At 68.8% G+C, this 23,293-nt stretch carries 18 protein-coding genes and 2 pseudogenes; 10 read left to right on the top strand and 10 right to left on the bottom strand.

Going from position 1 to position 23,293, the window contains the following annotated elements; genetic code table 11:
* Positions 1-1,086: hypothetical protein (locus F6Q13_RS09850; protein ID WP_293055607.1), on the top strand; the 1,086-nt coding region annotated here is incomplete at its 5' end.
* Here F6Q13_RS09850 and nadC read toward each other — a convergent pair.
* From nadC to nadA, 3 genes are read right to left on the bottom strand one after another with little or no spacing between them, the layout of a single operon-like run.
* On the bottom strand, positions 1,087-1,962 hold the full coding sequence (gene nadC / locus F6Q13_RS09845; RefSeq protein WP_293055604.1) for a carboxylating nicotinate-nucleotide diphosphorylase: 876 nt from the start codon (positions 1,960-1,962) through the stop codon (positions 1,087-1,089).
* Positions 1,962-3,569, bottom strand: a complete 1,608-nt coding sequence (locus F6Q13_RS09840; protein WP_293055601.1) for an L-aspartate oxidase — start codon at positions 3,567-3,569, stop codon at positions 1,962-1,964. The genes nadC and F6Q13_RS09840 overlap by 1 nt, the downstream gene beginning before the upstream one ends.
* A complete protein-coding gene (gene nadA / locus F6Q13_RS09835; protein WP_293055598.1) occupies positions 3,566-4,618 on the bottom strand; it encodes a quinolinate synthase NadA in 1,053 nt (350 codons plus the stop codon). Before nadA ends, F6Q13_RS09840 begins: the two co-directional genes overlap by 4 nt.
* A gap of 45 nt (positions 4,619-4,663) precedes the next feature.
* On the opposite strand from nadA, the gene F6Q13_RS09830 reads away from it, so the two are divergent.
* Positions 4,664-5,374 (top strand): NUDIX domain-containing protein, encoded by a 711-nt coding sequence (locus F6Q13_RS09830; RefSeq protein ID WP_293055595.1) that lies wholly within the window; start codon positions 4,664-4,666, stop codon positions 5,372-5,374.
* A 53-nt stretch (positions 5,375-5,427) separates the two neighbouring features.
* Complete coding sequence (locus F6Q13_RS09825) at positions 5,428-6,774, top strand: lipase family protein (protein ID WP_293055592.1); 1,347 nt, start codon at positions 5,428-5,430, stop codon at positions 6,772-6,774.
* On the opposite strand, the gene F6Q13_RS09820 is transcribed toward F6Q13_RS09825, so the two are convergent.
* The 3 genes and pseudogenes from F6Q13_RS09820 to bioB all read right to left on the bottom strand — a co-directional run bounded on the left by F6Q13_RS09820 (position 6,740) and on the right by bioB (position 8,644).
* Positions 6,740-7,297 carry a DUF2567 domain-containing protein gene (locus F6Q13_RS09820; RefSeq protein ID WP_293055626.1) on the bottom strand — a complete coding sequence of 186 codons (558 nt, stop codon included), beginning with the start codon at positions 7,295-7,297 and terminating at the stop codon, positions 6,740-6,742. The genes F6Q13_RS09825 and F6Q13_RS09820 overlap by 35 nt on opposite strands.
* Positions 7,298-7,390: 93 nt before the next feature.
* Positions 7,391-7,615, bottom strand: a pseudogene (locus F6Q13_RS09815) (hypothetical protein); the annotation flags it as partial.
* A 12-nt stretch (positions 7,616-7,627) separates the two neighbouring features.
* Positions 7,628-8,644: a biotin synthase BioB gene (bioB, locus tag F6Q13_RS09810; protein WP_293055589.1), complete on the bottom strand. Its 1,017-nt coding sequence runs from the start codon at positions 8,642-8,644 to the stop codon at positions 7,628-7,630.
* Between the two features lie 52 nt (positions 8,645-8,696).
* Here bioB and F6Q13_RS09805 point away from each other — a divergent pair.
* A pseudogene (locus tag F6Q13_RS09805) lies at positions 8,697-9,254 on the top strand (TetR/AcrR family transcriptional regulator C-terminal domain-containing protein); the annotation flags it as partial.
* Positions 9,255-9,412: 158 nt separating this feature from the next.
* Here F6Q13_RS09805 and F6Q13_RS09800 read toward each other — a convergent pair.
* Genes F6Q13_RS09800 through F6Q13_RS09785 form a run of 4 tightly spaced genes read right to left on the bottom strand, consistent with a single transcriptional unit; the run spans position 9,413 to position 13,128 of the window.
* The gene (locus tag F6Q13_RS09800; protein ID WP_293055586.1) at positions 9,413-9,922 is read right to left on the bottom strand and encodes a 2'-5' RNA ligase family protein; all 510 of its coding nucleotides are present in this window, start codon (positions 9,920-9,922) and stop codon (positions 9,413-9,415) included.
* Complete coding sequence (gene bioD / locus F6Q13_RS09795) at positions 9,922-10,602, bottom strand: dethiobiotin synthase (protein WP_293055583.1); 681 nt, start codon at positions 10,600-10,602, stop codon at positions 9,922-9,924. Before bioD ends, F6Q13_RS09800 begins: the two co-directional genes overlap by 1 nt.
* The gene (locus F6Q13_RS09790; protein WP_293055580.1) at positions 10,599-11,771 is read right to left on the bottom strand and encodes an 8-amino-7-oxononanoate synthase; all 1,173 of its coding nucleotides are present in this window, start codon (positions 11,769-11,771) and stop codon (positions 10,599-10,601) included. The genes bioD and F6Q13_RS09790 overlap by 4 nt, the downstream gene beginning before the upstream one ends.
* 4 nt (positions 11,772-11,775) lie before the next feature.
* Positions 11,776-13,128 (bottom strand): adenosylmethionine--8-amino-7-oxononanoate transaminase, encoded by a 1,353-nt coding sequence (locus F6Q13_RS09785; protein ID WP_293055623.1) that lies wholly within the window; start codon positions 13,126-13,128, stop codon positions 11,776-11,778.
* A gap of 225 nt (positions 13,129-13,353) precedes the next feature.
* On the opposite strand from F6Q13_RS09785, the gene F6Q13_RS09780 reads away from it, so the two are divergent.
* The 6 genes from F6Q13_RS09780 (at position 13,354) to treZ (ending at position 23,236) form a co-directional block, all read left to right on the top strand.
* Complete coding sequence (locus tag F6Q13_RS09780; RefSeq protein ID WP_293055621.1) at positions 13,354-13,767, top strand: hypothetical protein; 414 nt, start codon at positions 13,354-13,356, stop codon at positions 13,765-13,767.
* A gap of 284 nt (positions 13,768-14,051) precedes the next feature.
* The gene (gene ripD / locus F6Q13_RS09775) at positions 14,052-14,675 is read left to right on the top strand and encodes an NlpC/P60 family peptidoglycan-binding protein RipD (RefSeq protein ID WP_293055578.1); all 624 of its coding nucleotides are present in this window, start codon (positions 14,052-14,054) and stop codon (positions 14,673-14,675) included.
* 75 nt (positions 14,676-14,750) lie between these two features.
* Positions 14,751-16,922: an acyltransferase family protein gene (locus F6Q13_RS09770; RefSeq protein ID WP_293055575.1), complete on the top strand. Its 2,172-nt coding sequence runs from the start codon at positions 14,751-14,753 to the stop codon at positions 16,920-16,922.
* A gap of 87 nt (positions 16,923-17,009) precedes the next feature.
* A complete protein-coding gene (glgX, locus tag F6Q13_RS09765) occupies positions 17,010-19,199 on the top strand; it encodes a glycogen debranching protein GlgX (RefSeq protein WP_293055572.1) in 2,190 nt (729 codons plus the stop codon).
* 3 nt (positions 19,200-19,202) lie between these two features.
* Complete coding sequence (gene treY, locus F6Q13_RS09760) at positions 19,203-21,494, top strand: malto-oligosyltrehalose synthase (protein WP_293055569.1); 2,292 nt, start codon at positions 19,203-19,205, stop codon at positions 21,492-21,494.
* Positions 21,494-23,236 carry a malto-oligosyltrehalose trehalohydrolase gene (gene treZ, locus F6Q13_RS09755; RefSeq protein ID WP_293055618.1) on the top strand — a complete coding sequence of 581 codons (1,743 nt, stop codon included), beginning with the start codon at positions 21,494-21,496 and terminating at the stop codon, positions 23,234-23,236. Before treY ends, treZ begins: the two co-directional genes overlap by 1 nt.
* Positions 23,237-23,293 lie beyond the last annotated feature (57 nt).

The following is a 23,293-nucleotide window of genomic DNA, read 5'->3' as shown; positions in this document are numbered from 1 at the left end:
ACGCAGATGGTCGACTACCGGATCACCGCCGACGACCGCGCCCGATTCAAACGCTGCCGGCGCCAATGGGACTTCGCGTCGCCGCATCGACGTAACCTGCAACCGGCCGCCCCGCCACCGGCCGCCGAAGCCGCGCTGGGCATGGCGCTGCGGGATGCGCTCGACGTCTATTACTACCCGGGAACCTGGGACTGGCCGCACGAGGTGACCCAGCCGCTGGTGCGCAAGGCGTTGGCGCGGTCCCTGGCCGACGCGGGTGCGAGCGTCCTGCACGATCGGGCGACGGCGCTGATCGACTGCTACGACGCCTGGGCCAGTCGCATCGACGACTTTGCGCCGGTCAAGGTCAATACCGAGGTCAGCGCGATCGTCCCGGATCCCGAGGAGCCCGGGCGCGGATTGACCGTCCACGACGGGTCTCCGGTGATCTATCCGTGCCGGATCGACCTGCTGGCGGTCGACGCGGCCGACGACTACTGGGTGGTCCGCCACCACATCGTCGACGGGTGGCAGGACCTGGAGACGCTGCTGCGCGACGAGGAGGCGCTGGCCGCCTGCTGGGCGTTCGAGCAGGACTACCTGGGCATCGAAATCGCCGGCACCCTGCATAACGAACTACGCATCGGTGGACCGCTCGAATTTCCCGCCGCCGGGCCCCAGACTCCGCGGATGCCGAAGGCCGTCGGTCAGCATGAGCCGAGCGGCGGCGGCCGCTCGACACCGCAGCACCGTCGGGTGACGGCGCAGGCGGCACGCGCCGACGACGGGAACCGGACCCAACAGCGCACCGCCGGCGTGCTGCGGCGAACCCGCATCCGCCGCACCCGTCACGAGATCACCTCGGTGGGCCTGCTGATCGCCGCCGAATGCCTCGACATGGTCGGCTGGCCGACAATCTATCCGAGCCCCGGGACCCACTGTGCCGCATGCGACTTCAACGCTCCCTGCCAGACCCTCACCGAGGGGGTCGATCCCGAACCGCTGCTGGCAGCCGACTTCCGGTCGCCCCCGGACAGCTCCACCAAGCCCCGGCTGGGCCAGTCCACCTGGAGTTTGGGTCGCGGCGCCGCGCCGCCGCACTGGTGATCAGCAATGCGCACCGGGCTGCATGTCCAGGCCGATGTCGAGCACCTGAGCCGAATGAGTGAGCGCACCGACCGCCAGATAGTCGACACCGGTGCAGGCGTAGTCGGCGGCGGTGGCCAGCGACAGCCCCCCGGACGACTCCAGTTTGACTGTCGGCGCGCGGGCGTCCCTCCGCTGCACCGCGATCTGGGTCTGCCAGATCGGAAAATTGTCCAGCAGAACCAATTCGGGCGTCTCGGGCAGCACCTCGTCGAGCTGCTCGAGTGAATCGACCTCCACCTCGCACGGCAGGTGCGGGGCGGCGGCCCGCACCGCCCGCAATGCGCCGACGACCGATCCCGCAGCCACCACATGGTTGTCCTTGATCAGGGCCGCATCGCCGAGCCCCATCCGGTGGTTGACGCCGCCGCCGACGCGCACCGCGTACTTCTGCAACATCCGCAGGCCCGGCAACGTCTTGCGGGTGTCGCGGATTTTGGCCGTGGTGCCGCGCACGGCGTCGACCCAGGCGGCTGTCGCGGTGGCAATCCCGGACAGGTGGCAGACCAGGTTGAGCATGGTCCGCTCCGCGGTCAACAAGCCGCGCGTGCGGGCCACCACCGTCAGCAACGCCGCCCCCGTTTCCAGCCGGGCGCCGTCCGCCACCCGGTCCAGCACCCGGTACCCGTCCGGGCCGAGCACCTCGTCGAGCACCAGCAGCGCGACGTCGACCCCGGCGATGACCCCGGGCTCACGGGTCACCAGCGCCGCGGTTGCCGATGTCCCCTCCGGGACCGTCGCCAGCGTGGTGATGTCGGGCCCGTAGCGAAGGTCCTCGTCGAGCGCGCGGTGGATCGTGGTGCGGACCTCGGCGAGCTCGCAGTCGGAGAGGATCATCAGCACACTCCCGCCGGCTCCTCGACCTGCACTGCCCCGCCATTCTCAACGTCCGCTCCCACCAGCGCAACCACGCTGCTGCGCGGCCGGCCCGGGTCGGCACCGGGGTAGTCGGCACGGTGATGGCAGCCGCGGCTCTCGGTTCGGGCCAGTGCGGCGGCGGCCACCGCACGGGCGGTGAGTGTCAGCGCGACGTCTTCGAAGTCTCCGCGATGCACCACCGGGCGGGACGGAGCCGCAGCCAGCGTGTCGATCAGCCGCCGCAGCCCGGCGGCGTCGCGGACCACCGACGCGGCGCACGTCATCGCCCGGTGCAGTTCAGTGCGGGGCAGCGCGGGCCCGTACAGCGGCTCCGGCGCTGTCGCGCGCACCGGCCCGGTCGCCGCCGCGTGGCTGGCCGCGGCTCGTCCGGCCCGGCCCCCCACGACCAGTCCCTCCAGCAAGCTGTTGGACGCCAGCCGGTTGGCGCCGTGCATCCCGGTGCGGGCCACCTCGCCGGCGGCGTAGAGGCCCGGCAACCCGGTTTGCCCGTTGACGTCGGTGACTACGCCTCCGCAGCTGTAGTGCGCACCCGGGACCACTGGAATCGGTTGACGGACCGGGTCGATGCCGGCGGCCCGGCATGCGGCGGTGACCGTCGGGAAGCGGGTAGCGAAGTCGGCGATGCCGCGGGCGTCGAGATAGACGCAGCGGTCTCCGCTAGCACGCAGCCGCGTGTCGATCGCCGCGGCGACCACGTCGCGCGGAGCCAGATCACCCATCGGGTGCACACCCGTCGTGATCGAATTACCCTGCGCGTCGACCAGAACAGCGCCCTCCCCGCGGATCGCCTCGGTGACCAGGGGTCGCCGGCCGCCGGTTTCGGCACTCCCCGCGGCGAACAGCATGGTCGGGTGGAACTGGATGAATTCGATGTCGCTGACCGCCACACCGGCCCACAGCGCCAGTGCGATGCCGTCGCCGGTGGCGCCGGCCGGGTTGGTGGTCGCGCCGTACAGGTGTCCCAGCCCGCCGGTGGCCAGGATGACCGCCGGGGCGTGCACAATGCCGGGCCCCTCGGGACTGATCGCTAACACCCCGGTCACTCCCTCTTCTCGTGCCTCGTGGTGCAGGACGCGCAGTGCGGCATGGTGGGTGCGAATGTCCAGCGCGGCAGCTGCCCGGTCGAGCGCACGCTGCACTTCGGCACCGGTCGCGTCGCCCCCCGCATGCACGATGCGCCGCCGGGAGTGGCCACCTTCCCGGGTCAGTGCCCATCGGCCCGAGGGTGATTCGTCGAACCGTGCACCGCTGCTGACTAATTCGGTCACCGCCCGGTAGCCGTCGGCGACGATGGAGGCCACCGCATCGGGATCGCACAGACCCGCACCCGCGGCCACGGTGTCGGCCACATGAGCCTCCACCGAGTCGTCGGTATCCGGCAGCACCACCGCGATTCCGCCCTGGGCGTAGTGCGTGGCAGTCATGCCGGGCCGGCGGTCGGTCTTGGACAGCACGACCACGCTGCGACCGCAGCGGTGCGCGGCCAGCGCGGCGGCCAAGCCGGCGACGCCAGTGCCGATGACGACGACGTCGGCGTGCCGCTGCCAGAGGGAGCGGGTGATCATTCGCCCCCGCCCGGCCGGCCGATCGCGATCATCCGTTGCACGCTGCGCCGGGCCAGCCGTGCCGTCTCGGCATCGACGTGGACCTCGTCGGTTCCCTCGACCAGGCACCGCAGCAGCGCCGCCGGCGTGATCATCTTCATGTACCGACACGACGCCCGGTCGTTGACGGCCTGGAAGTCGACGTCGGGGGCCGCGTTGCGCAGCTGATAAAGCATGCCGACCTCGGTGGCCACCAGCACCTCTCGGGCACGGGTGGTGCGAGCGGCATCGAGCATCCCGCCGGTGGACAAGATCTTCACGCGCTCGCCGGGGAAGGCCCCTTCCCCGGCGAGATACAGCGCCGAGGTCGCGCATCCGCATTCGGGGTGCACGAACAGTTCGGCATCCGGGTGAGTGCGGGCCCGGTCGGCGAGCTCATCGCCGTTGATCCCGGCGTGCACGTGGCATTCACCGGCCCACACCTGTAGGTTTCGCCGTCCGGTCATCCGGCGCACGTGCGCCCCGAGGAACTGGTCCGGGCAGAACAGCACCTCGCGGTCGTGGTCGATCGAGTTCACCACGTCGACGGCGTTCGCCGAGGTGCAACAGATATCGGTGAGCGCCTTGACCGCCGCGGTGGTGTTGACGTAGGAGACCACAACGGCGCCCGGGTGCTCGTCCTTCCAGGCCTGCAATTCGCCGGGAGTGATCGATTCCGCCAGCGAGCAGCCGGCCCGCTGATCGGGGATCAGCACGGTCTTGTCCGGGCTGAGGATTTTGGCGGTCTCGGCCATGAAGTGCACACCGCAGAACACGATGGTGTCCTGGGGCGCCTCGGCGGCGATCCGCGACAGCGCCAGCGAGTCACCGACATGATCGGCAACCTCCTGGATCGCCGGCAATTGGTAGTTGTGCGCCAGGATCGTGGCGTTCCGCAGCTCGGCCAGCCGGCGAACCTCGGCCGCCCACTGCTCGTCGGCGTCGCGGCCCGAGTCGCCGACGCCGGAATCGACCCGATCCCCGGTGGGGTCCTCGGCCGGCGGTCGCGTGCGGTTCAGGATTTCGGTCATGACCGTTCCTTTCGCCGGACAAGTTTTCGACTTACAATCGAAAACATGGTCCATGGTAGCACCGCACACGAGGTGCTCGCCGTCGTATTCCAGGTTCGCTCGCCCCAACCATCGACCGGGACCGCAAAACCGAGCCTGAGCGTGCTGTTGTGGCAGCGGGCGCGAGATCCGCAGGCCGGTGCGTGGTCGCTGCCCGGCGGCCGACTGCGCGACGACGAGGACATGACGGCGTCGGTGCGCCGGCAGCTGGCCGAGAAGGTCGATCTCCGCGAACTCGCCCACCTGGAGCAGCTCGCGGTGTTCGCCGATCCCGCGCGGGTACCCGGTACCCGCACCATCGCGTCGACCTTCCTGGGCCTGGTGCCCTCCCCCGCGACCCCCACATTGCCGTCGGACACCTGCTGGCATCCGGTCACCGCGCTGCCGACCATGGCTTTCGACCACGGTCCGATGGTCTCCCACGCCCGGACTCGGCTGGCCGCCAAGATGTCGTATACCAATATCGGATTTGCCTTGGCGCCCAAAGAATTCACTGTTTCCGCGCTGCGGGACATCTACAGCGCCGCACTGGGATATCAGGTCGACGCGACCAACCTGCAGCGGGTGTTGACCCGCCGCAAAGTCATCACCCAGACCGGCACCGTCGCGCAATCCGGCCGCAGCGGCGGACGCCCGGCGGCGCTGTACCGTTTCACCGAGTCGACACTGCGGGTCACCGATGAGTTCGCGGCGCTGCGCCCGCCCGGCTCGGGCTGAGGGTCGACCGCGTCGACTGGATTCTTACCGCCCTCTTAAGTCACAATGCCCCGATGGACATTGCCAGCCTCGCCAAGACCACCGGTGCCGAGTGGATCGGCCGACCCCAGCACGAGGAGTTGGTGCCCAATGCGCGGCCGGTGCTGCCGTCAGAGGATCCGTTCTACCAGCCGCCGCCCGGCTTCGAGCACGCTCTGCCGGGAACGGTGCTGCGCTCACGCGACGTCGAGCTGGCATTTCTGGGCCTGATACCCCAGCCCGTCACGGCCACCCAGCTGCTGTACCGCACAACCGGCTTGCGCGGCACACCCGAGGCGACGGTGACCACCGTGATTGCCCCCGCCGACAGCACCGGGGACCGACCCCGCCCCGTGCTGTCCTATCAATGCGCAATCGACGCGGTGACGTCACGCTGTTTCCCGTCCTATGCGCTGCGGCGGCACGCCAAAGCCCTCGGTTCGCTGGCGCAGTTGGAGTTTCTGCTGATCAACGCGATCCTCGCCGAGGGATGGGCGGTGTCGGTGCCCGACCACGAGGGTCCGCACGGACTCTGGGGCGCACCGTATGAGCCCGGGTTTTGCATCCTCGACGGAGTGCGGGCAGCGTTGAATTCGCAACGCCTGGGCTTGGCCGTACCGGGGGAATCGAACCCCGTGGCCCTGTGGGGATACTCCGGCGGCGGGCTGGCAACCGCCTGGGCCGCCGAAGTCTGCGCGGACTACGCACCCGAGTTGGACATCGTCGGTGCCGTGCTCGGATCACCGGTCGGTGACCTCGGTCACACGTTCCGCCGGCTCAACGGCACGCTGATGGCCGGTTTGCCCACCATGGTCATCGCCGCGCTGGCGCACATTTATCCCGAACTGGACCGGGTGATCGACGAGCACGCCAACTCAGCAGGACGAGCCCTGCTGGACAAGGCCGAGCGGATGACCACGGTGGGCGCCGTCATCCGGATGGCGCGCAAGGACGTCGGCACCTATCTCGACAGGCCACTCGACGACATCCTGGCGATGCCGGAGGTGGAGCACGTCTTCGACAGCATCAGACTGGGCACCGCCGCGCCCGGGCCGCCGGTGTTGATCGTCCAGGCCGTGCACGACTACCTCATTGCCGTCGAGGACATCGATGCGCTGGCGGACGCCTACGCGGCGGGCGGAACCCCCGTTACCTACCACCGTGACGCGTTCAACGAGCACCTGCTGCTGCACCCGCTGTCGGCTCCGATGACGCTGCGCTGGTTGCGGGACCGGTTCGCCCGCCGGCCCCTGCGCGAGCACCTGACCAGGAGCACCTGGCCCACGGTGTTCAACCCGCTCACCTACCTGGGGATGGCGCGCCTGGCCGTGATCGCGGCAAAGGTCGTCACCGGACGGGCGGTGCACCGGCGTCCGCTATGACCGCACCGGCGGACCGCTTCGGGCCGGGCACTCGGTCGCCGTGGCCGAGATCGTCGCGGTCGGTCGTTGCGACCGGCACGGCGTAGGCGAGCGCTGCGCTCGCCACCGGCACCAGCAACGTACAGGCGATCTGCAGCGGGGTGTGACCGAAAAACACCGGCGGCGCCTCGGTGAAGTAGTAGACCGGATGGTCGTGGGTCACCGGTGCCGACCCGACGTTCACCGTGCCGTAGTGAAGATGCACCAGCACCGCGCCCTCGGCCGCGGCGACCGAGGCCGCACCGAGCACGCCGAGGCCCAGCGCGACCACCATGCCCGGCCCGCGGTGCGCGCGCCACTGCCAGACCAGCGCCGCCGCGACCACGGCGACCGTGCTGAGCAGTCCCAGCAGCAATACCGCGGCGACGAAGAAGTGCTGGGACTCGGCGCCCGGGTAGTCCTGCACCCGCTCCCCGCGATGGGTCAGGACCACCACGCCGTGGACCGCGGGCGCCATCCACGCCCACAGTGCGCCCAGCGGCACACCGGTCAGCAGCAAACCCGCCACCACAGTGCCGACGGCCCGGCGCCGCGACGTGCGGCCGACATCGGCCGGCGACGGTGCGATCTGTGCCTCCAGATCGTCGGAGTCCACCCGCCCGTGTCGCGAACATTGCGCCCACCAGCCGTCCGGCCGCACCTGCACCACCATCCGGCGGCCGCACGCGGCGCAAAAGCGGGGCGGCTCGAGTCCCAGCCGGGCCGCCGTCGGCACCGCGGCGCTGTCCGGCTCGCCGATGTCGACACCGGTGTAGACGTTGTAGCGACCCGCCCCGATCGGGGCGGGCAGATCGCGAACCATCACCGTCCAGTTCTACAGGCTGGCGTTGAGCGCCTTGATCGGCATCTGCAACTCGTCGAGCAGCTGCAGGTCGGCCTGCACGGAACGACCCAGCGTGGTCAGGTAGTTGCCGACGATCACGGCGTTGATCCCGCCCAGCATGCCGCGTTTGGCACCCAGATCGCCCAGCGTGATCTCGCGGCCGCCGGCAAAGCGCAGCAGGGTTCGAGGCAAGGCCAGCCGGAACGCGGCCACTGCCTTGAGCGCTTCGCCGGCCGGCAGCACCTGTTGATCCGCGAGCGGGGTGCCCGGTCGCGGGTTGAGGAAGTTCAGCGGCACTTCATCGGGGTCGAGTTCGGCCAGGTTCGCGGCGAATTCGGCACGCTGTTCCACCGTTTCGCCCAGGCCGAGGATGCCCCCGCAGCACACTTCCATGCCGGCGTCGCGCACCATCAGCAACGTCTGCCAGCGTTCTTCCCAGGTGTGGGTGGTGACGACGTTGGGGAAAAACGAGCGCGCGGTCTCCAGATTGTGGTTGTAGCGGTGTACACCCATCGCGGCCAGCCGCTGCACCTGCTCGGCGGTCAACATGCCCAGCGAGCAGGCGATCTGGATGTCGACCTCGTTGCGGATCGCCTCGATGCCGGCGGCCACCTGGGCCAACAGCCGCTCGTCGGGACCGCGCACCGCGGCCACGATGCAGAATTCGGTGGCGCCGGTCTTGGCCGTCTGCTTCGCCGCCTCCACCAGACTGGGAATGTCGAGCCAGGCACTGCGTACCGGTGAGGCGAACAGCCCCGACTGTGAGCAGAAGTGGCAATCTTCCGGGCAGCCGCCGGTTTTCAGGCTGATGATGCCTTCCACCTCGACTTGGGGCCCACACCAGGCCATCCGGACTTCGTGGGCCAGCCCCAGCAGCTCCTCGAGCCGGTCGTCGGGCAGCCGCAACACCGCCAGTACCTGGTCCTGGCTGAGCCCCTCGCCTCGCTCGACCACCTGGTGCCGGGCGACGGCCAGGATATCGACGTCTTCTCGAACCGGCTGAGTCACACGCGCCTCTCCATGCTGCCGACTTGAACGTCGTTCAGGTTAGGGTAGCCCTGTGCAGTTGCACAAGCGCGAGGTCGTCGAGGCGGCCACCGCGATCCTGGACAATCACGGGATCGCCGACCTGACCATGCGGCGGCTGGCCCGTGAGCTCGATGTCTCGCCGGGGGCGCTGTACTGGCATTTCGCCAGCAAACAGCAGTTGCTCGGCGCCGTCGCCGACCGCATCCTGGCTCCGGTCTGCGCAGAACCGGACGGGGGGCACTGGTCGGACCGGATCATCCGGGTCGGTGTTCGGCTGCGTGACGCGCTGCGGTCGCACACCGACGGGGCGGAGCTCGTGTCGGCCAGCTTCGCCGCCGGCCAGTCAGCGAGCGCCGCGGAAATGCTGGCCCGGCTGACCGCCGCCGCGACCGACGCCGGGCTCGATCCGGAGCAGTCCGTGCTGGCGGCCCGCACGATCGTGTATTACGTGCTGGGCTTTACCGTCGACGAGCAGGCCCGGTTGCAGTGGGATGCGGCCGGCGCGGCGGCAATCCCTCCGGCGGCCGACCCGGACCGCGATTTCGCCGTGGGTCTGCAGCTGCTGATCGACGGGCTGACGGTGCGGGCGCGCCGCCGGCGCTCCTCGTGGGCGAATCCCGACACCGTCGTTTTGGCTCGGCAGCAACAAGGGAAGTGGGATCCGCGGAAGGCGACAGTCCATCAGGACCTCTCTTCGGGTCGTCGGTGAGCGCGCGCCAAGGGCGCCGCGGGCTGGGCCGGCCAACCTTACCCAAGCAGATGCTCGGTCTTGGTGTTGCCGTCCCAGCGGCGCAGCGCCGCAAAACGGCCGTCGATCTGCGCGGGTTTTGCGGCGATGCGCACCGCCCGTGCCAGCGTGGCCGTCCCGACCCGGCGGGCCAGCGTGACATGCGGGGTCCACTGGTCGGGCCGGCAATGGGGCATCGGCTGCGGCTGCAGATGCGCGCCGCACAGCCGATACGCCGCGGCCTGCACCGCCAGCAGGTCGGCGGTTGGCACCACCAGCCGGGCCAGCACGATCTTGGCCCGGCCGAACAGCAGCGGTGCTCCGATCACACACGGCAACGGCATCCGCGCCGAGACCGACTCCAGCAGCGGGTCGACGTCGGCCCGGATCGCGCCGGCGACCACCAGACTGACGTGCGGACGGCTGGCCGGGGCCTGGCTGGGGATGCCGGCGGCGGCCAGGTCGGTCCAGATGCGCCGGACCGCGGCCTCGGTGTCGCGGTCGAAAACCAACTCGATCGACTGGACCATCAGCCGACCAGTGACGCCACCCAGGAGCGGTCGAACACCCGCGCGCTCATCGCCGCGAAGTCCGCCGCGGGCATCGTGGCGGCCCCCGTAGGCACCACGGCCCGCAGCGGCGCCAGCCGGGCCAGGGCGCACCGGTTGGACCTTGCCACCGTCGGCGCCGGGTCCGGCCAGCAGCCGATCACCAGTCCGGCACACGCAAGTCCCTGCGTGGCCAGGGCTTCCAAGGTCAATGCGGTGTAGTTGAGAGTGCCCAGCTCCACCGTGGTCACCACCAGCACCGCAGCGTTCACGTCCAGCGCGAGGTCACGCAGCGTCACACCGTCGGCGCCCAGTTCGACCAATAGCCCGCCCGCGCCTTCGACCAGGGTCAACCGGCCCGGGCGGTCCAGCTCACGGATCAGCCCCGTCAGGTCACGCCGCGTCGGCAGGACCGCCCCGGCCGCCTCAGCGGCGGCCGCCGGCGCCAGCGGCTGCGGGTAGCGTGCCAGCCCCGCCAGCTCGGTGACCCCCGCGAGTCGGGCCACCTCGGCGAGGTCGTCGTCGCCGTCGGCGGTGCCGGTCTGCACCGGTTTGCAGACGGCGACGTCGATGCCGGCCTGCCGGGCGTGGCGCGCCAGTGCGGCGGTGACGACGGTTTTACCCACACCCGTCCCGGTAGCGGTGACGACCAGGACCGTCACCGCCGGGCCCTGCGCGCCGTCGCCAGCACGTCGGACAGCACCGTACGGGCCAGGTCGAGATCGTGGTGGTCCAGGCCGGCGCGCGCGGTCAGCCGCAGCCGCGAGGTGCCTTCCGGCACCGTCGGCGGCCGGAAGCAGCCCACCCGCACCCCGGCGTTCAGGCAGGCGGCCGCGGCGGCCACCGCCACGTCCGGGTCGCCGAGTATCACCGGGACCACCGCGGCCTCCGGCTGCCCGGCCACTCCGCAGAATTCGGCCAGCAGGCCCGCATGCCTGCGCACCGCCTCCGGTCGCCACGGCTCGGCACGCACCACGCGCAGCGCCGCCAGCGCGGCACCCACCGCGGCCGGCGCCAGCCCGGTGTCGAAAATAAACGGTCGGGCGGCGTCGATCAGATGATCGCGTACCGGGGCCGGGCCCAGCACCGCGCCGCCCTGGCTGCCCAGCGCCTTGGACAGCGTGGTCGTCATCACCACGTCGGGCGCCCCGGCAAGGCCGAGTTCGTGCAGCACGCCTTGGCCGCCGGCACCACGCACTCCGAGCCCGTGCGCTTCGTCGACGATCAGCAGCGCCCGGTGCCGGCGGCACACCTCGTGCAGCTGTCGCACCGGCGCCAGCACGCCGTCGGTGGAAAACACCGACTCGGTGACGACCACGGCGCGCTCCTCATCGCGACCCGCCAGCGCAGCGTCCACGGCGTCGACGTCGCGGTGGCCGGCGACCACCACCCGGGCCCGCGACAGCCGGCAGGCGTCGACCAGCGAGGCGTGCACGCCGGCGTCGGACACCACCAGCGAGCCCGGACCCGACAACCCCACGACCGCCCCCAGGTTCGCGGCGTAGCCGGAAGAAAAAACCAAAGCCGTTGCAGCGCCCGCAAATTCTGCGAGAGCTGCCTCGAATTCCTGGTGCAGCTCGGTGTCGCCGGTGACCAGCCGCGACCCGGTGGCGCCGGCTCCCCAGGTGCGCAGCGCCTGCACGCCGCCGTCGATGACGTCCGGGTGCTGCGAAAGCCCCAGGTAGTCGTTGGACGCCAGATCCAGTTCGGTGCTCACCGCCGCACGCGGGCGCAGCGAGCGCCGCAGCCCGGCGTGGCGGCGCCGCTGCTCGACGGCTTCCAGCCAGGCCAGCGGTGACGCATCGACCGGTGCCCGCGACACAGCGTTCATGGACTTAGAGCCTAGAAGAGAGCCCATCAGAGAGCCCACGGGAGCCGGTGAGCCTCGCCACCTCCACGAGCGCCGCGGTGATCTGCCCGATCTCGTCTGGCCCGCAGATGAACGGCGGCATGGCGTACACCAGGTTGCGGAACGGCCGCAGCCACACCCCGCGGTCCAGCGCCGCCGGGGTGGCGACGGCCAGATCGACCGGCCGGTCGCATTCGATGACCCCGATCGCCCCGCAGACCCGCACGTCGGTGACCGCGGGCAGGTCCAGTGCCGGTGTCAGCCCGGCGGCCAACCCGGCGCCGATCTCGGCGATCCGCGACCGCCAGTCCTGCCCGAGCAGCAATTCGACGCTGGCCACCGACACCGCGCAAGCCAGCGGATTGGCCATGAAAGTGGGTCCGTGCATGAGTGCCCCGGTCGGACCGGAACTGATCGTGTGCGCGACATCGCCGGTGCACAACGTGGCTGCCAGGCCGAGGTAGCCGCCGGTGAGCGCCTTGCCGACGCACATGATGTCCGGGCTCACCCCGGCGTGGTCGGCCGCGAACAGTTCCCCGGTGCGACCGAAGCCGGTGGCGATCTCGTCGAATACCAGCAAGACCTGGTGCCGGGTGCAGATCTCGCGCAGATCGCGCAGATAGCGCGGATCGTGGAAGCGCATGCCGCCGGCCCCCTGCACGACCGGTTCGACGACGACGGCGGCCAGCTCGTCGGCGTGTTCGGCCAGCTGCGCCTCGAACGCCGCGCTGTAGTCCGGGTGGTAGTCGCGGGGCACTCGCGGGGCGAAGACCTGCGGGGCCAGTACCGAATACTCCCCGGCGGCCCACAGCTCGTGCATGCCGCCCTCGGGGTCGCAGATGCTCATCGGCGTGAACGTGTCACCGTGATAGCCGCCGCGCCAGGTCATCAGCCGCCGTTTGGCGGGCCGTCCACGGCTGCGCCAGTACTGCAGCGCCATCTTGACCGCGACCTCCACCGACACCGATCCGGAGTCGCTGAAGAACACCGTTTCCAGCCCGGCCGGGGTGATCTCGACGAGCAGCTGCGCCAGCCGCGCAGCGGGCTCGTGGGTCAATCCCCCGAACATGACGTGATTCATCGTGGCCAGCTGCGCGGTCAGGGCGGCGTCGAGAACCGGGTGACCATGCCCGTGAATTGCGGTCCACCACGAGCTCATCGCGTCGAGGACTCTGATCGGCGTACCGTCGCGGATCAACGTCAACCAGGCACCGCGAGCCCCCACGGCCACCAGCGGCGGCATCACCTCGGCGCCGATCGTGCTGTAGGGGTGCCAGAGATGGGCGGCGTCGATGGCGCTGATCTGCTCGGGCGTCAGCCCGGGAGTCGCCCCGGCCACCGGGAAGGCCATACCGAACGAGGGTAAAGCAGGCCTCGCCCACGCCGTGCAGCGTCACCCCGAACCGAGGCAGGCTTCATCCTGCGGTGAGGGCGACGAAATCGCCTTCTGCAGAGCCGTGAGTACAGCTTCGATGCCCTGGATGCCGATCAGGGCATGGCCACCCCGCGCTCGGAGCGGGCCCAGCGGTGGAAGAAGCGCCGGGCCTGCGGGAAGATTGCCGGCATGGCCCAGCCGCAGATCCCCTCCACCTCGTCCCCGGACGAGGCCGCCCAGTCCCTGCCGGGGAGGCGGGTGCGGGTGGCCGGTTGGGACGCGATCTGCACCGTCGCGACCCTGACGGTGCTGGTCGTGGTCGTCACGGCCACCAACTGGCCGTCGCGGCTGTTCGGCTTCCTCGCCGGCGTGTGCGCCGGGGAAGACTGTGCACCGGTGCCATTCGGGGTCGATATCTGGATCTACCCGGTGGTGTGGGGCGGTGTCGGCGCCGGGGTCGCCGCCGCCGTCATCGGCCCGATCGTGTCCCTGGTGAAGGGCTGGCACCTGTACTTCTGGCCGATCCTGGCGGTGGCCGTCGTCCTGCTCAGCGCCGTCGCCGGCTGGGTGATCACCGCGTTCAGCGACCGCTACTGGCACTGACCGCCCGGCCCGGGTGCGGTCACCGTCGGGTCACGGTACGACAAAAAATGCCTCCCGGGCCGCCCCTCCGCTGGCCGCCGGGCGCGTTTGTTGTCAAAGTGACTGTAGTGACTGTTGTGATTTAAGCGGTCGACGACCGGCCGGGTCCCGGAGCGTGCCGACGGCGGCGCTGACCCCACGCAGGCGGGTCCCGCATCAGCCGCTGCGGTGAACCGGCATGAGACGACGGCCGATGCGCGAAGTCACCGCGCGGAGGCCACCCGTTCTAGAGAGGTGCACACCACATGAGAAGCAGCTACGCCGTCGCAGCAGGCCTGGCGGTGATGACGGCCTCCCTGGTCAGCCCCGCTCTCGCCGCCGCCGTGCCGAACCCGTGGCCTTCGGGTTACGGGCAGCCCATCGAAATCGTGATCCAACGTGCCCTGTCGCAACGAGGCATGCCGTACGTCTACGGCGGCGGCAACGCCGCGGGACCCACCAATGGCATCAGGCAAAGTTCCTCCCCGGGCGCCGGCACCTTGCCGGCCCCCGTGCCCGGCGGCGCCGGCGTCCTCCCGGGCATCTTCCCTGCTCCCACTACCGGCGCCAATCCGGGCGCCGGGACCTCGCCCGCCACCGTGCCCGGCACCGTCGGATTCGACTCCTCGGGCCTGATTCAGTACGCCTTCGCCGGTGCCGGGATCAAGATGCCCCGGACCTCGGGCGAACAGTGCAACGTCGGTCGCAAGGTTCCGCCTGCGCAGGCCCGTCGCGGCGACCTGATCTGCTACGGCCCCGGCGGCAGCCAAAGCGTGGCACTGTATCTGGGAAACGGCCAGATGATCGAGGCCACCGAGCCCGTTGTCACGGTTTCCGCGGCACGCACCACCAACATGACGCCGTACCTGACCCGGATCATCGAATCCTGACCGGGCGACGGCGGTGACATGCCGCCGAAAGCGGCCGCCGGGTGAGGTGAGCGGTTAGGTAAATTGTCATCAATCATGGTGACCCTGTTGCCCAGCCGCCCGGCGTCTGCTGCCGTTGCACACCCTGCACCCGCCGCGACGGGAAACCGGAAAGCGGGGTTCTACCGGCACGACCTTGACGGCCTGCGCGGCATCGCCATCGCGCTGGTGGCGATGTTCCACGTGTGGTTCGGTCGAGTATCCGGCGGCGTGGACGTGTTCTTGGCGTTGTCGGGGTTCTTCTTCGGCGGCAAGGTGCTGCGCTCGGCCCTCACGCCCGCGCCCACCTCGGCGGCGTCGCTGTCGCTGGTCCGCGAGCTGACCCGGCTGATCCGCCGGCTGCTGCCGGCTCTGGTGGTGGTGCTGGCCGCCTGCGCGGTGCTGACCGTCGTGATCCAGCCGCAGACCCGGTGGGAAACGTTCGCCAATCAGAGCCTGGCCAGCCTCGGTTACTACCAGAACTGGGAACTCGCCCACACGGTGGCCGACTATTTGCGGGCCGGCGAAGCGGTCAGCCCACTGCAGCACATCTGGTCAATGTCGGTGCAAGGCCAGTTCTATCTGGCGTTTTTGGTGCTGGTCGTCGGCGTGGCGTACCTGGGTCGACACCGTTTCGGCCACCGCTTGCGGACGGTTTTCGTGGTGCTGCTCGGTGCGCTGACCGTGGCGTCGTTCGGCTACGCGATCATCGCGCACCAGAGCAACCAGGCGACCGCCTACTACAACAGCTTCGCACGCGGCTGGGAACTCCTGGCGGGGGCGCTGGCCGGCGCGCTCGTGCCCTACATCTGCTGGCCGATCTGGCTGCGCACGGCGGTCGGGACCGTGGCACTGGCGGCGATCCTCTCGTGCGGAGCGCTGATCAACGGGGTCCGCGAATTCCCCGGGCCCTGGGCCCTGGTCCCCGTCGGGGCGACCGTGCTGTTCATTCTCGCCGGAGCCAACCGGCAAGCCCACCCCGGCACCTGTGACCGGATACCGCTGCCCAATCGGATCCTGGCCGCCGCCCCACTGGTGACCCTGGGCGCGATGGCGTACTCGCTCTACCTGTGGCACTGGCCTCTGCTGATCTTCTGGCTGTCCTACACCGGCCACCGGCACGCCAACTTAATCGAAGGCGCCGCGGTGTTGCTGCTCTCCGCTGTACTGGCCTACCTGACCATGCGCCTGGTCGAAGATCCGCTGCGGTATCGCACCCCGGCGCACCCGGGGCCGAACATCCCGTGGCGGAACCGGCTGCGCCGCCCGACCATCGTGCTGGGGTCGGTGGTGGCCCTGCTGGGCGTGACGCTCACCGCGACGTCGTTCACCTGGCGCGAGCACGTGACCGTGCAGCGCGCCGGCGGCAAGGAACTCAGCGGACTCAGCTTGCGCGATTACCCCGGTGCCCGGGCGCTGGTCAAACACGTGCGGGTACCCAAACTGCGGATGCGGCCCACCGTCCTGGAGGCCCACAAGGATCTGCCCGCATCGACCAAGGACGGCTGTATCAGCGACTTCACCAACACCACGCTGATCAACTGCACGTACGGTGATCAAAAGGCCGCCCGCACCATCGCGCTGGCCGGGGGGTCACACGCCGAACACTGGCTCACCGCTCTGGACCTGCTGGGTCGCATGCACCACTTCAAGGTGGTGACCTACCTCAAAATGGGCTGTCCGCTGTCGACCGAGGAAACCCCGCTCATCATGGGCAACAACGCCCCCTATCCCCAATGCCGCCAGTGGGTGGACCACACCATGGCCAAGTTGATCGCCGACCACCCCGACTACGTATTCACCACCTCGACTCGGCCGTGGAACATCAAACCCGGCGACGTGATGCCGGCCAGCTATGTCGGGATTTGGCAGACATTCTCCGACCACAACATTCCGGTGCTGGCGATGCGTGACACGCCGTGGCTGGTCAAAGACGGAAACCCATTCGAGCCGGCCGACTGCCTGGCCAAGGGCGGCAACGCGCAGTCGTGCGGCATCAAGCGCTCCGTGGTGCTCTCCGACCGCAACCCGACTCTCGACTTCGTCGAGCAGTTCCCGCTGCTCAAACCGCTGGACATGAGCGACGCGGTGTGCCGCCCCGACATCTGCCGCGCGGTGGAGGGAAATGTGCTGATCTACCACGACGCTCACCACCTGTCGGCCACCTACATGCGTACCATGACCAACGAGCTGGGCCGGCAGATCGCCGCCGCTACCGGCTGGTGGTGATCGCACCACCGCGACGATGCTCCGGCGGCCACCGGCTCGCGTCGACGCCGGGTCGATCGACCTCGGGCCCGAGACAAGGATAGGTGTATGGCATCGAACCCGTCAGCGGCGCAGTCCGACGCGTCCGTCAGCGGCGGACCGGGGCCCGTCTTGCCCACCGTCTGGCCGGGCAGCAATTACCCGCTCGGTGCCACCTACGACGGCGGAGGAACGAATTTCGCGGTCTTCTCCGAGATCGCCGACAAGGTTGAGCTCTGCCTGATCGATGACGACGATTCCGAAACCCGCATCACCCTCGATGAGGTCGACGGGTACGTCTGGCATGCCTACCTGCCGGGCGTTACCCCTGGGCAGCGGTACGGCTTTCGGGTGCACGGCCCGTTCGACCCCCCGTCCGGACACCGATGCGATCCCAGCAAACTGCTTTTAGACCCGTACGGCAAAGCATTCCACGGCGAGTTCGATTTCAGCCAGGCGCTGTTCTCCTATGACATGGCCGTCGCCGCCGCGGATCCGTCGGCGACCGGCACTCCCCCGATGATCGACTCACTCGGACACACCATGACCAGTGTGGTGATCAACCCTTTCTTCGACTGGGCCTCCGACCGCGCGCCGCGCACGCCCTACCACGAGACGATCATCTACGAGGCTCATGTCAAAGGCATGACCCAGACTCACCCCGGCATTCCACCGGAACTGCGCGGCACCTACGCCGGACTGGCTCACCCGGTGGTCATCGATCACCTCAAATCGTTGAACGTCACCGCGATCGAACTGATGCCCGTGCATCAATTCCTGCACGACAAGCGCCTGCTGGAATTGGGACTTCGAAATTATTGGGGCTACAACACCTTCGGGTTCTTCGCGCCGCACAACCAGTACGCGGCCAATCGGCAGGCCAGCGTCGCGGAGTTCAAGACGATGGTCCGCACCTTCCATGAGGAAGGCATCGAGGTGATCCTCGACGTGGTCTACAACCACACCGCGGAAGGCAACCATCTGGGACCGACCATCAACTTCCGTGGTATCGACAATGTCGCCTACTACCGGCTCGAAGACGACGATCTGCGGTTCTACAAGGATTTCACCGGGACCGGCAACAGCCTCAACGCCCGCCACCCGCATACGCTGCAGCTGATCATGGACTCGCTGCGCTACTGGGTGACCGAGATGCATGTCGACGGATTCCGTTTCGACTTGGCCTCGACCCTAGCCCGCGAATTCTATGACGTCGACCGGCTCAGCGCCTTCTTCGATCTCGTGCAGCAGGATCCGGTGATCAGCCAAGTCAAGCTCATCGCCGAACCGTGGGATGTCGGCGAAGGCGGTTACCAGGTGGGCAACTTCCCCGGTTTGTGGACCGAGTGGAACGGCAAGTACCGCGACACGGTGCGTGACTACTGGCGGGGCGAGCCCGCAACACTGGGCGAGTTCGCTTCTCGGCTGACCGGGTCGAGCGACCTCTACGAAGCGACCGGACGCCGGCCCAGTGCCAGTATCAACTTCGTGACCGCTCACGACGGCTTCACACTCAATGACCTGGTGTCCTACAACGAAAAACACAACGAAGCCAACGGCGAGGACAACAACGACGGCGAAAACTACAACCGGTCGTGGAACTGCGGAGTCGAAGGCCCCACCGACGACCCGGAAATCCTGGCCCTGCGTGCCCGCCAGATGCGCAACATCATCGCCACCTTGATGCTGTCCCAGGGAACACCGATGATCTCGCACGGCGACGAGATGGGTCGCACCCAGCAGGGCAACAACAACGTCTACTGCCAGGATTCCGAGCTGTCCTGGATGGACTGGTCGCTGGTCGACAAGAACGCCGACCTGTTGACTTTCACCCGCCGGGTGACCAAGTTGCGCACCGATCACCCGGTATTTCGCCGACGACGCTTCTTTGCAGGTCAGCCGATCCGCACGGGCGGGGAAATCCGTGACATCGCTTGGCTGACGCCGGCCGGCGACGAAATGACATTGCAGGACTGGGACAGCGACTTCGGTAAGAGCATCGCGGTGTTTCTCAACGGCGAGGCGATTCCCGAACCCGACCGCCGCGGCGAGCGGGTGGTCGACGACTCGTTCTTGCTGTGCTTCAACGCCCACGACCACGTGGTTGACTTCAGCATGCCGCACAACGACTATGCGCGGGAGTGGACGGCGGTATTGGACACCACCGATCCCACCGGCGCGGTGGATCTGGTCATCAACGACGGAGGAAAGGTTTCGCTGCCGCCGCGATCGTTGCTTGTATTGCGTAAGACGCTGTAAAACATGGTTTTCCCGGTAACCGCTACCTACCGGTTGCAGCTCAGAGGCGCGTCGAGCGGATTCGCGTTCACCTTTGCCGACGCTGAGAACATCCTCGACTACCTCGACGGCCTCGGGGTGTCGCATGTGTACTTGTCCCCGATCACCACCGCAATGCGCGGCTCGGAACATGGCTACGACGTCGCCGATCCGACCAGGGTGTCACCCGAACTCGGCGGTGCCGACGGTTTGGCCCGGCTGTCGGCAGCGGCAAAAGCGCGCGGGATGGGCCTGATCGTCGACATCGTGCCCAACCATGTCGGGATCGGCCAGCCTCGGCAAAACTCCTGGTGGTGGGACGTGCTGCGAAACGGCCGGTCGTCGCCTTACGCCGGATTCTTCGATATCGACTGGGAACTCGACGGCGGCCGAATCGTTTTGCCTTGCTTGGGTTCCGACGACGACGTCACCGACCTGATCGTAGACGGCGAGCTGCTGCGACTGGGCGACATGGCATTTCCGATTGCACCGGGCACCGGCGCGGGCACCGGCCCCGAGGTCCACGACCGCCAACACTACCGGCTGGTCGGCTGGAAGAACGGACGCTGCGGCTATCGCCGATTTTTCTCGATCACCTCGCTTGCCGCACTGCGCCAGGAGGACCGCGCGGTGTTCGATGCCTGGCATGCCGAGGTGGCCCGCTGGTGCGCCGAGGGGCTCGTCGACGGCGTGCGCGTCGACCACCCTGACGGATTATCGGACCCCGCAGGATATTTGGCGTGGCTGCGGGAGCTGCTGGGACCCGACGTGTGGATCGTCATCGAGAAGATCCTCGCGGTCGACGAGGCCCTGGAGCCCACGCTGCCGGTCGCCGGCACCACTGGGTACGACGTGCTTCGCGAGATCGGCGGGCTCTTCGTCGACCCGACGGGAGCGCCGGCCCTGACGAGGCTGTTCGAATCTGCCGGCGTCGACTACCGGGGCCTGCCCGCATTGGTGCGCGAGCTGAAAACCGTCGTCGCCACCGACACGCTGGCCAGCGAGTTGGCCCGGCTGCGGCGTGCCATCGTCGCCGCGACGGGCGCCGACCATCGGCTGCTGCCCGAGGCCGTGGCCGCGGTGATCGGCCACCTCGGCGTATACCGCTGCGACTACCGCGGACTGGCGGCAACGCTGCCGACTGCCCTGGCGCAAGCCCAGTCGGCTGCGCCCGAATTAGGTCCGCCGCTGCAGATCGTTGCCGCCGCACTTGCCGGCGGCGGCGAGCCGGCCGTGCGGCTGCAACAGCTGTGCGGCGCGGTGATGGCCAAATCGGTCGAAGACTGCCTGTTCTACCGCGACGCCCGGCTGGTGTCGCTCAACGAGGTAGGTGGCGACCCGCAACGGTTCGGTGTGGGCGCCGCAGAATTCCACGCCAAAGCCGATGCCCGCGCCAGCCTGTGGCCGCAGACGATGACGACGCTGTCCACCCACGACACCAAGCGCAGCGAAGACGTCCGTGCCCGCATCGGGGTGCTTTCCCAGGTTCCCTCGCGGTGGGCCGACTTCGTCGCCCGCTGCGAGGCCACTACGCCCTGTCCCGATCTTTGGACCGGACTGTTCCTGTGGCAAAACATCTTCGGGGTCTGGCCGGTAAGCGGCGAAGTGAGCCGCCGACTGCGTGACCGATTGCACTCCTACACCGAGAAGGCAATCCGGGAAGCGGGCCGGTGCACCAGCTGGATCGACCCGAACACCGAATTCGAGGACTCTGTGCACGGCTGGCTGGACGCCGTGCTGGACGGCCCGGCCGCCCGCGAGCTTACCGACCTGGTCATGGCGCTCGCACCGCACGCCGAAAGCGACGCACTGGGCCAAAAGCTGCTCGCGCTGACCGTTCCCGGGATACCCGACGTGTATCAGGGCACCGAGCTCTGGGACGACAGCCTGGTCGACCCCGACAACCGGCGGCCGGTGGATTACCTCGCGCGACGACAGGCCCTGCAATCCTTGGACCACCGAAAGATCCGGGTGGTCGCCAGAGCCCTGCGGCTGCGGCGCACCCGACCGGATAGCTTCCTGCGCGGCGGCTATCACCCGGTCTTGGCCACCGGTACCGGCGCCGATCACGTCGTGGCGTTCCGGCGCGCCGACGACGTGCTGGTGGCCGTCACCCGCTGGACGGTGCGGTTGTCCGACACCGGCTGGGGCGACACCGCGCTGCCGCTGCCGGCCGGACGCTGGACCGACACGCTGACCGGCGCCGTGGTCGGCGGAGCCCTTCCGGTCGCAGAGTTGTTCGCCGAGCTGCCGGTGGCTCTGCTGGAACGCTCATGATGCACCGGTTCGAAGTCTGGGCTCCCACACCCGCCCGCGTGCGCCTTGACGTCGCCGGAAACCACTACCCGATGACACGATCGGCGGACGGCTGGTGGCGTGCCACCGTCGACGCCGCACCGGACGCTCGCTACGGGTATCTGCTCGACGACGATCCGGCCGTCCTGCCCGATCCGCGCTCGCCCCGCCAGCCCGACGGCGTGCATGGCCGCTCCCAGCGCTGGAATGCGGCCGACGTGACCTGGACCGACGGCGACTGGGCCGGCCGGTCGGTGGAAGGTGCGCTGATCTATGAGCTGCACACCGGCACGTTCACCGCCGCGGGAACGTTCGACTCGGCCATCACAAAGCTGGACTACCTGGTCGAACTCGGCGTCGATTTCGTCGAGCTGATGCCGGTCAACGCGTTTTCCGGCACGCACGGCTGGGGTTACGACGGGGTGTTGTGGTACGCGGTGCACGAACCCTACGGAGGCCCGGACGGGCTGGTGCGGTTCGTCGATGCGTGCCATCGCCGCGGGCTTGGTGTGCTCATCGACGCCGTGTTCAACCACCTGGGACCCTCGGGCAACTACCTGCCGCGGTTCGGCCCCTATCTGTCGTCGGCGAGTAACCCGTGGGGGGAAGCCCTCAACATCGCCGGTGCCGACTCCGACGAAGTCCGCCGCTATATCATCGAGTGCGCGCTGCGCTGGATGCGCGACTTCCACGCCGACGGGCTGCGGCTGGACGCCGTGCATGCGCTGGTAGACACCACCGCGATCCACCTGCTCGAAGAGCTCTCGGCCGCAACCGATTCGCTCGCGAAGCAACTCGGCCGCCCATTATCGTTGATCGCCGAGAGCGACCTGAACGACCCGCGGCTGATCACCCCCCGCGGCGCGGGCGATTCCATAGGCGGTTACGGGCTCACCGCACAGTGGGACGACGATATCCACCACGCTGTGCACGCCGCGGTGTCCGGTGAACGCCACGGCTACTACGCCGACTTCGGATCGCTGGCCACTCTCGCCCACACACTGCGCCACGGCTTTTTTCACGCCGGCACGTACTCGTCGTTTCGGCACCGCCGCCACGGCCGACCGCTGGACACGGCACAGATCCCGGCGACCCGGCTGCTGGCCTACACCTGCACTCACGACCAGGTCGGTAACCGGGCCGCCGGTGACCGCCCGTCACAGAACCTGAGCTGCGGCCAGCTCGCCGTCAAAGCTGCGCTGGTACTTGGATCGCCCTATACGGCAATGCTTTTCATGGGTGAGGAGTGGGGTGCATCGACTCCGTTCCAGTTTTTCAGCTCGCATCCGGAACCCCACCTGGCCCGCGCCATCGCCGAGGGACGAAAGAACGAGTTCGCCGAGCACGGCTGGAACCCCGACGACATACCCGACCCGCAGGACCCACAAACCTTTTATCGCTCCAAGCTGGACTGGGCCGAACTCTCCGTCGGCGAGCACGCGCGGCTGCTTCGGATCTACCGAGACCTGATCACGCTGCGGCGCCGCGAACCCGACCTGACCGATCCGTGGCTCACCGACCTGCAGGTCGACTACGACGAGGACCGCCACTGGATCGTGATGCGCCGCGGCCGGTTGGCCATCGCCTGCAACCTCGGGCCCACCGCGGCGCGGGTCCCGGTCGCCGGCGAGCTGGTGCTGGCCTGGGATGCGCCCGTCGTCGGCGACGTGTCCACCGAACTGCCCGGGCATTCGTTCGCCATCGTCCGGACGCCGGGCCGTTGACTCATCTCAATCGTGCTCTGCTGCAGCACATCTCATAATACAGCGATTCGGAAAGTT

Origin of the sequence: Mycobacterium sp. (assembly GCF_008709575.1) — a bacterium.
Taxonomy (GTDB): Bacteria; Actinomycetota; Actinomycetes; order Mycobacteriales; family Mycobacteriaceae; genus Mycobacterium.
Note: the sequence above shows the minus strand (reverse complement) of the source record. Positions and strands in the feature narration are given on the sequence as shown.